Source organism: Escherichia sp. MOD1-EC5950 (genome assembly GCF_002965345.1).
Taxonomy (GTDB): domain Bacteria; phylum Pseudomonadota; class Gammaproteobacteria; order Enterobacterales; family Enterobacteriaceae; genus Escherichia; species Escherichia marmotae.
This window is the reverse complement of sequence record NZ_PTSR01000050.1, coordinates 1-13,287: the sequence shown is the minus strand read 5'-3', so window position 1 is coordinate 13,287 and position 13,287 is coordinate 1. Positions and strand designations below refer to the sequence as shown.

The window sequence follows — 13,287 nt, the reverse complement described above, 5'->3', positions numbered from 1 at the left end:
CGCTGACCCGGCGGCTTATTTGCCGTTGTTCCGTGTCAGTGGTGGCGCATTATAGGGAGTTATTCCGGCCTGACAAGCGAAAAATATAAAAACTTTATCGTTCGCTCAATTTTCAGGCAAAACACCCCGAGCATGGTCTTTTCCGTCTAACTTATAGACAGAAACGAGCCCCGAAGGACTCGTTTTATCATTTACTGGACGGCGACAATGCGGTCTTCATTAACTTCCAGGCGAATGACTTTGCCAGGAACCAATTCACCAGACAGTATTTGCTGCGCCAGCGGGTTTTCGATCTGTTGCTGGATAGCACGTTTCAGAGGACGTGCACCATAAACCGGATCGTAACCATTCTCGCTCAGCAGTTTCAGTGCCTCGTCAGAAATGTGGATTTCATAACCACGTTCTTCCAGACGTTTGTACAGACGTTTCAACTGGATCTGGGCAATCGAAGCGATATGTTGTTCACCCAACGGGTGGAAGACCACAACTTCATCAATACGGTTTATGAATTCCGGACGGAAGTTATGGCTAACCACGCCGAGCACCAGCTCTTTCATGCGCGCATAATCCAGTTCACCGAAACGTTCCTGGATCAGATCGGAGCCGAGGTTAGAGGTCATAATGACCACCGTATTACGGAAATCGACCGTTCTCCCCTGCCCATCAGTCAGACGTCCGTCATCCAGAACCTGCAACAGAATGTTGAATACATCCGGATGCGCTTTTTCCACTTCATCCAGCAGAATGACGGAATAAGGACGACGACGCACCGCTTCAGTCAGGTAGCCACCTTCTTCATAACCCACATATCCCGGAGGTGCACCAACCAGACGAGACACCGAGTGTTTCTCCATAAACTCGGACATATCGATACGAACCATCGCCTCGTCACTGTCGAACATAAAATTCGCCAGCGCCTTACAGAGTTCGGTTTTACCTACACCCGTTGGACCGAGGAACAAGAACGAACCAATCGGGCGATTAGGATCCGCAAGCCCCGCACGGCTACGACGAATGGCGTTAGATACCGCATCAACGGCTTCGTTTTGGCCAATAACACGATGGTGCAGTTCTTGCTCCATACGCAGCAGTTTTTCGCGCTCACTTTCCATCATGCGAGAAACAGGAATGCCCGTCCAACGCGCCAACACTTCAGCAATTTCTGCGTCAGTCACTTTATTACGCAACAGACGCATGGTTTTGCCTTCGAGCTGCGTAGCCGCTTCCAGTTGTTTTTCGAGCTCCGGAATTTTGCCGTATTGCAGTTCGGACATCCGCGCCAGATCACCTACACGGCGCGCCTGTTCAATGGCGATTTTCGCCTGTTCCAGTTCGGCTTTAATGGTCTGGGTGCCAGAGAGTGACGCTTTCTCTGCTTTCCACTCCTCTTCTAACTCAGAGTACTGGCGTTCTTTGTCACTCAGTTCTTCATTGAGCATATCCAGACGTTTTTTACTGGCTTCATCAGACTCTTTCATTAACGCCTGTTGTTCCAGCTTAAGCTGGATAATTCGACGATCGAGTCGGTCAAGCTCTTCCGGTTTTGAGTCAATCTGCATACGGATACTGGATGCCGCTTCATCGATCAGGTCGATGGCTTTATCTGGCAACTGACGGTCAGCAATGTAGCGATGAGACAACGTCGCCGCTGCAACAATTGCCGGGTCAGTAATTTGCACATGGTGGTGCAGCTCGTAACGTTCTTTCAGGCCACGCAGAATAGCAATGGTGTCTTCCACCGTTGGCTCGGCAACAAACACTTTCTGGAAACGACGTTCCAGCGCCGCATCTTTTTCAATGTACTGGCGATATTCATCAAGGGTGGTCGCGCCCACGCAGTGCAGTTCACCACGGGCCAGTGCCGGTTTCAGCATATTCCCGGCGTCCATTGCGCCATCGGCTTTACCTGCGCCCACCATGGTGTGCAGCTCATCGATAAACAGAATGACGTTGCCTTCCTGTTTCGACAGATCGTTCAGCACGCCTTTCAGACGTTCTTCAAACTCACCACGATATTTCGCCCCAGCCACCAGCGCGCCCATATCCAGCGCCAGTACGCGGCGGCCTTTCAGCCCTTCAGGTACTTCGCCATTGATAATACGCTGCGCCAAACCTTCAACGATGGCGGTTTTACCGACACCAGGTTCACCGATCAGTACCGGGTTATTTTTAGTACGGCGTTGCAGTACCTGAATGGTACGACGAATTTCTTCATCACGACCAATTACCGGATCGAGTTTACCTTGTTCGGCACGTTCGGTAAGGTCAATGGTATATTTTTTCAAAGCCTGACGTTGGTCTTCGGCTCCTTGATCATTCACGCTTTCACCTCCACGCATTTGTTCAATCGCTTGAGTAATGTTGGCGGTGGTCGCCCCTGCTGCTTTCAGGATGTCGGCCAGCGTGCCGCGAGACTCAAGTGCCGCCAGAACAAACAGTTCTGACGAGATAAAGTTATCACCACGTTTTTGCGCCAGCTTGTCGCAAAGATTAAGAACGCGCACCAGATCCTGTGAAGGCTGGACATCGCCCCCTGTACCTTCAACCTGCGGTAAACGATTTAATGCCTGATTGATATCTGTGCGCAATTGGCCAGCATTAATGCCAGCGGATGTTAATAAAGGACTAACCGAACCCCCTTCCTGATTCAGCAGGGCGCTCATTAAATGAAGTGGTTCGATGAATTGGTTGTCGTGCCCGAGTGCAAGTGATTGGGCATCGGCAAGAGCAAGCTGGAATTTGTTAGTAAGACGATCCAGACGCATAACTCCTCCCATAACGGATCAAAGTTGCTACTGGAGATTAAATGAGGTCATCCCTCAATTATTCAAGGTTATTGACCAGATTAATGTGAAAAGAAAATCACGCGTACCGGATCGTCTTGATTCTTTAGGTTATATCAGCCAAATGAAACTTGCCATACGACCCGTGCACTTGTCGCGACGATAAGAGAAGAAAGTCTCATTTTCAGTGTATGTACAGCGATTACCACCGAAAATTTGTTCAACACCGACGTTCGCCAGGCGCTGCCGGGCAAGCAGATAAATATCCGCCAGATATTTATCACCACGCTGAATGAAAGCCTCGCTCGCTTTGGCATCTACTGCCATAAATGCCTCGCGAACCTCCGGCCCCACTTCAAAGGCGCGCGGACCAATTGCGGGTCCCAACCAGGCAAGAATGTTTTCTGGCTTATCAGCAAAACAAGAAACTGTCTCCTCCAGCACACCAGCGCAAAGTCCACGCCAGCCAGCATGAGCAGCGGCGACTTCCGTTCCCGCACGGTTGCAAAACAGCACAGGCAGGCAGTCGGCAGTCATCACAGCGCAAACCGTGCCAGGTGTGTTGCTATAAGATGCATCCGCCCGTTTAGAGGCATAAGGTTCGCCAGTAAGCCTTAGAACATCTTTCCCATGTACCTGCTCAAGCCAGACCGGTTTTGAAGGCAAATTGCCCGCAGCAAAAAGTCGCCTGCGATTCTCCTCAACGTGTTCCGGGTTATCACCACAATGGGCCCCCAGATTGAGAGAATCGTAAGGCGGTAAGCTAACGCCGCCAATACGGGTAGAGCTACAGGCCGCAACACCTTTTGGCAACGGCCACTGCGGGACAATCAACTTACTCATAACCAGTCCACTTCATCCTTATGCTCTTCGAAATCGGCGCGCATCACCTCAATCAGTTCAACCATATCTTGTGGGATAGGCGCGTGCCATTCCATTTCGATACCGGAAATCGGGTGATAGAGACGTAGCATCGTTGCGTGAAGCGCCTGACGATCAAACTTACGCAGCGTGGAGATAAACGCTTCTGACGCCCCCTTCGGCGGACGCGGGCGACCACCATAAACCGGATCACCCACCAGCGGATGAGTGATATGCGCCATATGCACGCGGATCTGATGCGTACGTCCTGTTTCGAGACGCAACCGCAGACGCGTGTGCACACGGAAGTGTTCCATGATGCGATAGTGAGTGACCGCTGGTTTGCCCATCGGATGCACCGCCATATGGGTGCGTTTGGTGGGATGGCGGCTGATTGGCTCGTCCACCGTGCCACCCGCAGTCATATGACCAATCGCTACGGCTTCGTACTCACGGGTAATTTCACGCCGTTGCAGAGACTCCACCAAACGCGTCTGAGCTGGAACCGTTTTTGCCACAACCATCAAACCCGTCGTGTCTTTATCCAGACGATGGACAATGCCCGCACGCGGAACATCTGCAATTGGCGGATAGTAATGAAGCAACGCATTCAACACCGTGCCATCAGGGTTACCCGCGCCAGGATGTACAACCAGGTCGCGCGGTTTATTAATAACAATGATGTCTTCATCTTCATAGACGATATCCAGTGGGATATCCTGCGGTTCAAAACGCGCTTCTTCTTCAATTTCGGCGTTTATGGCAACCTGCTCGCCACCCAATACTTTTTCTTTCGGCTTATCACAAACTTTGCCGTTAACCAGCACGCGCTGGTCGAGGATCCATTCTTTTATCCGCGAACGTGAATAATCCGGGAACATTTCGGCCAAAGCTTGATCTAAGCGTTGACCGAGTTGGTTTTCGGACACTGTTGCAGTGAGTTGTACTCGTTGTGCCATATATACTGCTTCTTCGTTTATCGTTGGGGTTTTACGGCTTTGCCGTTTAATATAGTGTGCTATTGTAGCTGGTCTTAACCGGGAGCAGGAACAGAGAATCTCCCGTAATACATTTTGAGGAAAGTCAAAACGTCATGACGCGCATGAAATATCTGGTGGCAGCCGCCACATTAAGCCTGTTTTTGGCGGGTTGCTCGGGTTCAAAGGAAAAAGTACCTGATAATCCGCCAAATGAAATTTACGCGACTGCACAACAAAAGCTGCAGGACGGTAACTGGAGACAGGCAATAACGCAACTGGAAGCGTTAGATAATCGCTATCCGTTTGGTCCGTATTCACAGCAGGTGCAGTTGGATCTCATCTACGCCTATTATAAAAACGCCGATCTGCCGTTAGCACAGGCTGCCATCGATCGTTTTATTCGCCTGAACCCGACCCATCCGAATATCGATTATGTCATGTATATGCGTGGCCTGACCAATATGGCACTGGATGACAGTGCGCTACAAGGATTCTTTGGCGTTGACCGTAGCGATCGCGATCCTCAACATGCTCGAGCTGCGTTTAGTGACTTTTCCAAATTAGTTCGCGGCTATCCGAACAGTCAGTACACCACCGATGCCACCAAACGTCTGGTGTTCCTGAAAGATCGCCTGGCGAAATATGAATACTCTGTTGCCGAGTACTATACAGAACGCGGCGCATGGGTTGCTGTCGTTAACCGTGTAGAAGGCATGCTGCGCGATTTCCCGGATACTCAGGCTACACGTGATGCTCTGCCACTAATGGAAAATGCTTACCGTCAGATGCAGATGAATGCACAAGCTGAAAAAGTCGCGAAAATCATCGCCGCAAACAGCAGCAATACATAACAGAATTCTGAAACACAAAACGGCAGCCCTTGAGCTCTAATGCCGATCAGTTAAGGATCAGTTGACCGATCCAGTGGCTGTGTAAGAATCCGGAAACGCTCACTCGTTTCCGGATTTTTTTATGCTCATTGGACAGGCACTTGATTTGGTATCCCGTTACGATTCTCTGCGTAACCCACTGACTTCTCTGGGGGATTACCTCGACCCCGAACTCATCTCTCGTTGCCTTGCCGAATCAGGTACTGTAACGCTACGCAAGCGCCGTCTTCCCCTCGAAATGATGGTCTGGTGTATTGTTGGCATGGCGCTTGAGCGTAAAGAACCTCTTCACCAGATTGTGAATCGCCTGGACATCATGCTACCGGGCAATCGCCCCTTCGTTGCCCCCAGTGCCGTTATTCAGGCCCGCCAGCGCCTGGGAAGTGAGGCTGTCCGCCGCGTGTTCACGAAAACAGCGCAGCTCTGGCATAACGCCACGCCGCATCCGCACTGGTGCGGCCTGACCCTGCTGGCCATCGATGGTGTGTTCTGGCGCACACCGGATACACCAGAGAACGATGCAGCCTTCCCCCGCCAGACACATGCCGGGAACCCGGCGCTCTACCCGCAGGTCAAAATGGTCTGCCAGATGGAACTGACCAGCCATCTGCTGACGGCTGCAGCTTTCGGCACGATGAAGAACAGCGAAAATGAGCTTGCTGAGCAACTTATAGAACAAACCGGCGATAACACCCTGACGTTAATGGATAAAGGTTATTACTCACTGGGACTGTTAAATGCCTGGAGCCAGGCGGGAGAACACCGCCACTGGATGATCCCTCTCAGAAAGGGAGCGCAATATGAAGAGATCAGAAAACTGGGTAAAGGCGATCATCTGGTGAAGCTGAAAACCAGCCCGCAGGCACGAAAAAAGTGGCCGGGACTGGGAAATGAGGTGACAGCCCGCCTGCTGACCGTGACGCGCAAAGGAAAAGTCTGCCATCTGCTGACGTCGATGACGGACGCCATGCGCTTCCCCGGAGGAGAAATGGCGGATCTGTACAGTCATCGCTGGGAAATCGAACTGGGATACAGGGAGATAAAACAGACGATGCAACTGAGCAGGCTGACGCTGAGAAGTAAAAAGCCGGAGCTTGTGGAGCAAGAGCTATGGGGTGTCTTACTGGCTTATAATCTGGTGAGATATCAGATGATTAAAATGGCAGAACATCTGAAAGGTTACTGGCCGAATCAACTGAGTTTCTCAGAATCATGCGGAATGGTGATGAGAATGCTGATGACATTGCAGGGCGCTTCACCGGGACGTATACCGGAGCTGATGCGCGATCTTGCAAGTATGGGACAACTAGTGAAATTACCGACAAGAAGGGAAAGGGCCTTCCCGAGAGTGGTAAAGGAGAGACCCTGGAAATCCCCCACAGCCCCGAAAAAGAGCCAGTCAGTTGCTTAACTGACTGGCATTACAGCCCTTGAGCTGCCGTTTTTTTATTCTGTAACGCGTGTAACTGAAGCGATTTAGTCGCGATCGATCTCATCAAATATGGCTCGCTTTGAGACATTCCTCAAGTAAAAAAACACTTCTTCCTGCGATTTCTCACAAAAAAACTTCGTTGACAAAAAGTGACAAAATTATGAGATTTCCATCACACATTTTGACATCAGGAACGGTATGCTGAATTCACCAAGACGGGAAGACAAGAGGTAAAATTTATGACAATGAACATTACCAGTAAACAAATGGAAATTACTCCGGCCATCCGCCAACATGTCGAAGACCGTCTCGCCAAACTGGAAAAATGGCAAACACATCTGATTAATCCACATATCATTCTGTCCAAAGAGCCACAAGGGTTCGTTGCTGACGCCACTATCAATACACCTAACGGCGTTCTTGTTGCCAGTGGTAAACATGAAGATATGTACACCGCAATTAACGAATTGATCAACAAGCTGGAACGGCAGCTCAATAAACTGCAGCACAAAGGCGAAGCACGTCGTGCCGCAACATCGGTGAAAGACGCCAACTTTGTCGAAGAAGTTGAAGAAGAGTAGTCCTTTATATTGAGTGTATCGCCAACGCGCCTTCGGGCGCGTTTTTTGTAAATCTAACAGATTGTTTCTATTAGCTTATTTCTTATAAGCATCCACAAACTGTCCACATCAGTAAGGATAGACAAGCCCGCAAAAAATGCGGGCTTTGTCTTATGTAGTCGAAATGGTTGTGGTAATAGTCCCCCGAAGCCGCTGCGCCGCTACCTCAAAATAATGATCACTGGTTTCTATACCAATAAATTTTCGCCCTGCTTTCAGTGCAGCCACACCCGTTGTCCCTGACCCCATAAAAGGATCAAGGACTGTTCCGCCACTATTCGCAGTTCTGACCAGCTCTGCCATTAGTTCTTCTGGTTTTCCGGTCGGGTGCATTTTCTTTGACGGGATAACCGGGAACGTCATGCAGCCGTCGAACGGACCCGAAGGCGATTTACCTAAATGGCCTTTGCTGCCCCAGACGATGTATTCGCACTGATGCCGGAAATACCCCGTATGGGGTGTTCGTGACCCCTTTCCTTTGTTCCACGCAATGATTCCACGCCATGTAAAACCGCTGGCCTGAAACGCATCGGTTAAAGCAGGCAGTTGTCGCCAGTCAGTAAATACCAGGGCATAACCGCCCGACCTGACTGCACGTAGTGCCTGTGCCATCCATAATTGTGTCCAGTAAGCCCACGAACGGGCGTCCATGTTCTCACCCGCGAACCCATCAAAGCGGTGAAGGTTCTCGCCGTTCAGATATTTTGCATGACTGCCCTGGTTGGTGCGTCCGGCCTTGTGTGTCGCACCCGAACTGTAAGGCGGGTCAGTGATTAAGGCATCAATGCTTTCTGGCTCAATCAGCGGCAATATTTCCAGTGCATTTCCACGACAGAGCGTGGCATTGTCAATCTGGTAAATCTTAGTGTGTTCCGGTGTATGTACTGGTTGATGCTGGGTTGCGATCCCCACGGTCATAACTCCTCATGCGTGTGGGGTGCTCAATGGCTCTCGTTATCTGGTTAAGTGTTTTGCAGCGCGGACATTTTATTTCAATGTAGTGAAATGAGGCGCGGGCAAGTAGTTTGTTGCAATTTTTGCATCGTACATTTTGCGTCATTTGCGGCACCTCTTGTGTGGTTACTGCTGCCGATATGATAACAAACCGATCGTTTTTATCGATCGGATTTATTGCATCGATCTGTCATGCCTATTGCTTACGAATAGTGTCACCCTCATTTGTGAGGGCAACAAAAAGAAAACCCGCAGTTTTTACGCTGCGGGTTTGTTGTTCATGTCTGTGAGATAGGGTGCCGTTTCGACCAACCTTAGCAACCGATTGACGGGGGATTACTCCCCCGTCGCGGTTTCCTTACTGCTTACACTGTAAGAACGCCGCAAACTCCGCTCCCCAGAAGCTCATCCGTATTTCACACAGCGAGCCGTGCAGCATCCAGATGATGAGGATTGCCGTCACACAGAACGTGATGGCTGTAAGCGATTTTTGCGACATAGCGCTTGCTCCTTTTTCGGGGAGGCGCTAACCTATCACTTGCTAGGTAGACGGTTAGGGCCTCGGTTAAACAAAAATGTTTTCCGGGGCCTTTCCACATCCGGCCTTCAGGTATTCCCTCCAGCCATCAGCCGAAAGGCACCCGCGCGAATTCTAGCCTGGTTTTTTCCCTTGTTTCAATCCGTTGAGGCCTGTCAGTCTTCTGATATAAAATTCCCGACCGCAGACATTATTCAGTCACGCATTTGATACATGCTTCCGCCGGCGTTCGCGCCGGTTTTTTTTCGTCATGTTGCTGCATAGATCGTCATGCGCGATCGAGGCGTGGTATTGATCCTTTTTTCAGTTTAATTCTGGCTCTTGATTTTACGCAGGCCGCGCTGCGTCTGGCTTCTTTGTTTGAGAGTTGTTTAACGCGATCCTTTCGCGATCGTGTCTTGTCCCACGTAAAGCATGAAAACTCTTTTAATATCATGCAGTTTTATTGCCCCTGCCATTTGTGCGATCGTAAAAACCTCTCTGAAAACTGCAAAAAATTTCAAAACGTGAAATTTCAGATCTTCGCTTTTCCCTCAGTTGCTGCGCGGGCTGGCGGTCATTTTTGCACGGCAGAAAACTGAAAAAGTGTTTCGACACAAAACCCGCGGGTTGGAGGGGGTAGCGCGGTTTACGTCACCTCACGCTTTACGTCACACCGTTTACGTGGTGTGCGCATACAGCGCCGGAATGGCACGCAGAACGCATTAATCAGGTGGCAGATATGAAAACGCACGACCGGAGCCGTGCGTTGCGTGATGGGGCGTTTATGGGGGGCTTTATGCCCGGTGATCAGGCGATAAGGTCACCGTATTTTTCGCGCAGGCTCGTAGCCTGTTGGGCGTCTGTGGCAAGTTCGCTGCTGTTTGTTGGTGCGCCAGTATTGCTATGGGTATGGTTTGCAGTGTGTGTGGCCAGCAACTGAACCAGATCCAGAATATCAATCAACAACGTCAGCAGATTAAGTCCGGATTTTTCCCGTGAGCCACCGCGACCGATAAATACAGTCGGGGCGGTAAATTCCAGGCCGCCGTCCGCCCGGCATGTTCTGCGGCCTCCCACATTTTCGGTGAGGTTATGTTCGATGGTGGATGTCGCCCCTTTGAGTTTAGTCAGCAAATCCTGCGCTACCATCTGGATATGCTCACCGGCTGCGATCGCATAATGGCCAGTAGTAATGTGTTCTGTCTGGCCTGTCATCAGCTTGCTGGTTCCCAGAACGCTGGTTATGTCGTTTGCCTGTACTGTTGTTGTTCTGGTTGTTGTTGTGCGTTCTTCCTGATCGCTGTTAATGGTTCGCCTGGCTGAATGCTCCCTGATTTGCTGATCGGTTTCTCTGTGCCAGCTTCCGTCAGTCGTGACGCGCTGAAACACTTCTGCGCGCTGTTGCTGCAGCTGTTCGCCGGGCTTTACATCAGGCAGGTTATGGCCCGCGGGTAAGATTTGCCTGATGACAGGTTTATCCGGTCGTCCTTCAATGTTGGATATTTCCACGATGGTGCCAGCCGGCGGGTAGGCAAAACATCCCGCCTCACTGCCAGCCATGGGGACGGGGAGGGGTACTGCCGGGTAAACAGGTGTATCGTTTTTATCGTTGCCGTTCTCATCAAGCAACTGCACATCAACGGCGTAGCGTGGGCGGAAGCTGTCGGCTACATCGCCCAGGGTGACGGATTCCGTTGGGGCAATGACGCGCGCCAGCCGGGTATGAAGAGTACCGCTGGCCAGTTCCGGGAACTGTGTTTCCATTTGTCTGCGTAATGGTGATTTGGAAACAGGGCTACCCGTGGCGGTAAGGCGCTCCCATGTCAGGGTCATTTTCTCGTTGTTGAGGGCTACACGGGTAATGCGCCCGGCCGGTAGGTTCACGCCCGGTCGCACAGTTTCCATAAACATGATGTCGATGCTGTTTCCGCCGCTTTGCCCGAGTGTGTACTGTTGCGGAATATCCGGCATTGTAATACTGGCAAATCGTGAATCAGCTGCGCTTCCCACAAATACAGAACCGTCCGGCATTGGATGCCAGACGTAATCGCTGATACTGAATGCTCGCCCCAGTTGGCTGAGCAGTTGTGCTCCGCTGCCGCTGTGGGTGATGTAGGGAGTTGGTATGCTGACGTAATCCGCATCTGGCGTGATGAAAACGATGCCGCTTTGTTTGCCCAGATTATCGAGTACCCCCCGCAACGTCGGGTGTTGCATGGAGCAAGGGAAATCAAAATCCAGCACAGCAGCTGCTTCACGGATAAAAAGGCGACGTGAGCCATTTTCAGCAGGTTGATCGCGCTCAATGTAGCCGGAGAAATAGCGCCATGCTTCACCGTCACGGCCGAGATCAATTTGTACCATTGCGCCGGCAAGGCTGTGTTCGGGTGACAGATTGTTAACAGAAATGAAGCCACGACCGGCAGCATTCAGGGTAAGAACAAGGTTTATATCGGCAATTTCCACCTGTTCGCCATTAATCATGCAGCGTTGTATCAATTTCATGTTTTCCCTTCCTCTTTCACGCTCCCAATGCCAACAGCATCCAGACCAGAGCCAACGGCATCATTGATTTTTTTCCAGAACGAACTTTGCGTATTCATGCCTTTGTCTGGTGCCTGTTCGCTGCCATTCTGGGTCTGCTGTCTGGCGATGGTTTTTTGTGAACCGCTACGTGCTGATGCTTTCTCTGGCACGCTTAATTTTTCCCTGAGAGTAAAGGTGACCTGCCAGTGCATTTTTCCCTGTTGTTCCGTGGCATCAATGCCACCAGAAAATACCCCCTGTCGCATATTGATTGCCTTCGCGGTAGCGTTAGCAATGCGATATGTTTTTTTAGCACCGTTGCTTTCTGTTGCCTCCGCAAGCTGAAAAATACGGGTCAGAATAGCTTCATCGTTAAAATCAATAACCCCCGACACGCGCAGCTCTTTAGCCTTGTTTCCCTGCTGGGCGCTCGTGGTGCTGGTTGACTGTCCGGACATATCTTTGTCCGGTAGTTGCATGGTGGCGCTGACGGTGATGTTGCGCAGCAGAATGGCTTCCCCGTCAAGCGCAAGGACAATCATCTGGGTCATGTAGTGCTTCCCTTAGTGATGAGAGATTATCGCCGACGAACAGCATCACAGCTGTAAAAACCCACTCGGGGTGTGGGATGTTTTTTTGTATCAGCACTGCAGCCTGGCTAAGAGCTCCCTTGTAGCAAAAGCGCCACACCGGGCAAAATTTTTGCCGGAGTGCGGCCTGCTGATCAGCGATTTCCTGTAAGGCTTTATCTCTCGCATTCATGAACTGATGCAGCGATGATGACAATGTTTCCGGTGATGTGGCGGCAGGAGTGGCTGCCTGTGCAATGGTTGCCGCCAGCGACATGCTTCGAGTGGTCTGTGTCGACAGCATTATCGGTTCCGGAAGTGATGTTGCCGGTCTGGCGGGGATTTGCATTCTGCTGATGGCCAGTGAAAGCTGGCTGGAGATCATGCGGGACATTCGTCCCACCTCCGGCAACGGAAATGCGCCTGAAAATTGCCTGGCGAGTGATAAAAACTCGCCAGCAGAAGGGGTGCAAAATAACAGCGCCACAATGTCTTTTTCTGTGCTTTCTTTCAGATAGGGTAAAAGTGCAGATACAGCATTTTCGGGGCTGAGATAACGCCCCGATGGTTTGATGTTTCCGGTATTTTCTGACCATGGATGAAGGCAAACCACAGAGCATTTAATGTGCATGGCTGACGGACGCAGAATTGCCTTTTCCCATTTCATTCTGACTCTCCAGTCTGAAAAGCGCGGATGTCGGCAAGATTATTCAGGCCATCCAGCACGTCCTTCATCTGTCGCTGACGTCGATAAATTTCATCATTGCGGTTAACCTGCGCCTGCGCCATAGCTGTAGCCAGCTCCTCAAGCTCTGGCATCGACATCTTCACTTGCTGATTATCGGCATCACCCCATGTCATAACGTCCCGCGCTGTGTCGGATTTTGATGCCATTACCACCGGATAGATACGGGCCAGTGAGCTGGGGCCAGCATTCCAGCTACGACCGTTCCATTCGAACGTGAACGGCTGCGCCTCCTGTTCTGTGCGCCACACCTCGATTTCCCGCTTTTTGGCATCCTTCGCCGCGGTGATAAGTTCCGGCGTGACGGTGAACGGGGTTATTTCTCCCCATTTGCCGCTCTGTAACTCTTCCCAGATGCGCTGGCCTGTCGGGGCGCTATCGTCCTGCATGGCGGTATACGGGACGAA

General features: G+C 51.0%; 13 protein-coding genes. 3 read left to right on the top strand and 10 right to left on the bottom strand.

What is annotated here, in order from left to right; genetic code table 11:
- Window positions 1-191: 191 nt before the first annotated feature.
- The 3 genes from clpB to rluD form a co-directional block, all read right to left on the bottom strand.
- Window positions 192-2,765 (bottom strand): ATP-dependent chaperone ClpB, encoded by a 2,574-nt coding sequence (gene clpB, locus BEA93_RS23370; RefSeq protein WP_001516905.1) that lies wholly within the window; start codon window positions 2,763-2,765, stop codon window positions 192-194.
- A gap of 129 nt (window positions 2,766-2,894) precedes the next feature.
- Window positions 2,895-3,626 carry a purine nucleoside phosphorylase YfiH gene (gene yfiH, locus BEA93_RS23365; protein WP_000040161.1) on the bottom strand — a complete coding sequence of 244 codons (732 nt, stop codon included), beginning with the start codon at window positions 3,624-3,626 and terminating at the stop codon, window positions 2,895-2,897.
- A complete protein-coding gene (gene rluD / locus BEA93_RS23360; RefSeq protein ID WP_000079112.1) occupies window positions 3,623-4,603 on the bottom strand; it encodes a 23S rRNA pseudouridine(1911/1915/1917) synthase RluD in 981 nt (326 codons plus the stop codon). The genes yfiH and rluD overlap by 4 nt, the downstream gene beginning before the upstream one ends.
- 134 nt (window positions 4,604-4,737) lie before the next feature.
- Between rluD and bamD the strand changes: the two genes are divergently transcribed.
- The 3 genes from bamD (at window position 4,738) to raiA (ending at window position 7,527) form a co-directional block, all read left to right on the top strand.
- Window positions 4,738-5,475: an outer membrane protein assembly factor BamD gene (bamD, locus tag BEA93_RS23355; protein ID WP_105267667.1), complete on the top strand. Its 738-nt coding sequence runs from the start codon at window positions 4,738-4,740 to the stop codon at window positions 5,473-5,475.
- Window positions 5,476-5,596: 121 nt separating this feature from the next.
- Window positions 5,597-6,925 carry an IS4-like element IS4 family transposase gene (locus BEA93_RS23345; RefSeq protein ID WP_103194762.1) on the top strand — a complete coding sequence of 443 codons (1,329 nt, stop codon included), beginning with the start codon at window positions 5,597-5,599 and terminating at the stop codon, window positions 6,923-6,925.
- A 260-nt stretch (window positions 6,926-7,185) separates the two neighbouring features.
- A complete protein-coding gene (gene raiA, locus BEA93_RS23340) occupies window positions 7,186-7,527 on the top strand; it encodes a ribosome-associated translation inhibitor RaiA (RefSeq protein ID WP_000178461.1) in 342 nt (113 codons plus the stop codon).
- A 150-nt stretch (window positions 7,528-7,677) separates the two neighbouring features.
- Here the strand turns inward: raiA and BEA93_RS23335 are convergent, their stop codons facing one another.
- From BEA93_RS23335 to BEA93_RS23305, 7 genes are all read right to left on the bottom strand, one after another.
- Window positions 7,678-8,484, bottom strand: a complete 807-nt coding sequence (locus BEA93_RS23335) for a DNA-methyltransferase (RefSeq protein ID WP_105225141.1) — start codon at window positions 8,482-8,484, stop codon at window positions 7,678-7,680.
- Window positions 8,429-8,626 carry a Com family DNA-binding transcriptional regulator gene (locus tag BEA93_RS23330; RefSeq protein ID WP_063118821.1) on the bottom strand — a complete coding sequence of 66 codons (198 nt, stop codon included), beginning with the start codon at window positions 8,624-8,626 and terminating at the stop codon, window positions 8,429-8,431. The genes BEA93_RS23335 and BEA93_RS23330 overlap by 56 nt, the downstream gene beginning before the upstream one ends.
- Before the next feature lie 252 nt (window positions 8,627-8,878).
- Window positions 8,879-9,019 carry a Hok/Gef family protein gene (locus BEA93_RS23325; RefSeq protein ID WP_000078916.1) on the bottom strand — a complete coding sequence of 47 codons (141 nt, stop codon included), beginning with the start codon at window positions 9,017-9,019 and terminating at the stop codon, window positions 8,879-8,881.
- An 828-nt stretch (window positions 9,020-9,847) separates the two neighbouring features.
- Window positions 9,848-11,545, bottom strand: coding sequence for a hypothetical protein (locus tag BEA93_RS23320; protein ID WP_105225143.1), 1,698 nt, complete (start codon window positions 11,543-11,545; stop codon window positions 9,848-9,850).
- On the bottom strand, window positions 11,542-12,117 hold the full coding sequence (locus BEA93_RS23315; RefSeq protein ID WP_000192894.1) for a baseplate complex protein: 576 nt from the start codon (window positions 12,115-12,117) through the stop codon (window positions 11,542-11,544). The genes BEA93_RS23320 and BEA93_RS23315 overlap by 4 nt, the downstream gene beginning before the upstream one ends.
- The gene (locus BEA93_RS23310; protein WP_077887733.1) at window positions 12,089-12,802 is read right to left on the bottom strand and encodes a hypothetical protein; all 714 of its coding nucleotides are present in this window, start codon (window positions 12,800-12,802) and stop codon (window positions 12,089-12,091) included. The genes BEA93_RS23315 and BEA93_RS23310 overlap by 29 nt, the downstream gene beginning before the upstream one ends.
- Window positions 12,799-13,287 (bottom strand): DUF4376 domain-containing protein (locus tag BEA93_RS23305; RefSeq protein WP_105267666.1); only part of this gene is annotated, 489 nt, incomplete at its 5' end. The genes BEA93_RS23305 and BEA93_RS23310, both read right to left, overlap by 4 nt.

What these genes read in the sequence shown, in the direction of transcription:
- clpB (WP_001516905.1), bottom strand. Translation starts at nt 2,765, where the DNA reads ATGCGTCTGGATCGTCTTACTAACAAATTCCAGCTTGCTCTTGCCGAT.
- yfiH (WP_000040161.1), bottom strand. Translation starts at nt 3,626, where the DNA reads ATGAGTAAGTTGATTGTCCCGCAGTGGCCGTTGCCAAAAGGTGTTGCG.
- rluD (WP_000079112.1), bottom strand. Translation starts at nt 4,603, where the DNA reads ATGGCACAACGAGTACAACTCACTGCAACAGTGTCCGAAAACCAACTC.
- bamD (WP_105267667.1), top strand. Translation starts at nt 4,738, where the DNA reads ATGACGCGCATGAAATATCTGGTGGCAGCCGCCACATTAAGCCTGTTT.
- BEA93_RS23345 (WP_103194762.1), top strand. Translation starts at nt 5,597, where the DNA reads ATGCTCATTGGACAGGCACTTGATTTGGTATCCCGTTACGATTCTCTG.
- raiA (WP_000178461.1), top strand. Translation starts at nt 7,186, where the DNA reads ATGACAATGAACATTACCAGTAAACAAATGGAAATTACTCCGGCCATC.
- BEA93_RS23335 (WP_105225141.1), bottom strand. Translation starts at nt 8,484, where the DNA reads ATGACCGTGGGGATCGCAACCCAGCATCAACCAGTACATACACCGGAA.
- BEA93_RS23330 (WP_063118821.1), bottom strand. Translation starts at nt 8,626, where the DNA reads ATGACGCAAAATGTACGATGCAAAAATTGCAACAAACTACTTGCCCGC.
- BEA93_RS23325 (WP_000078916.1), bottom strand. Translation starts at nt 9,019, where the DNA reads ATGTCGCAAAAATCGCTTACAGCCATCACGTTCTGTGTGACGGCAATC.
- BEA93_RS23320 (WP_105225143.1), bottom strand. Translation starts at nt 11,545, where the DNA reads ATGAAATTGATACAACGCTGCATGATTAATGGCGAACAGGTGGAAATT.
- BEA93_RS23315 (WP_000192894.1), bottom strand. Translation starts at nt 12,117, where the DNA reads ATGACCCAGATGATTGTCCTTGCGCTTGACGGGGAAGCCATTCTGCTG.
- BEA93_RS23310 (WP_077887733.1), bottom strand. Translation starts at nt 12,802, where the DNA reads ATGAAATGGGAAAAGGCAATTCTGCGTCCGTCAGCCATGCACATTAAA.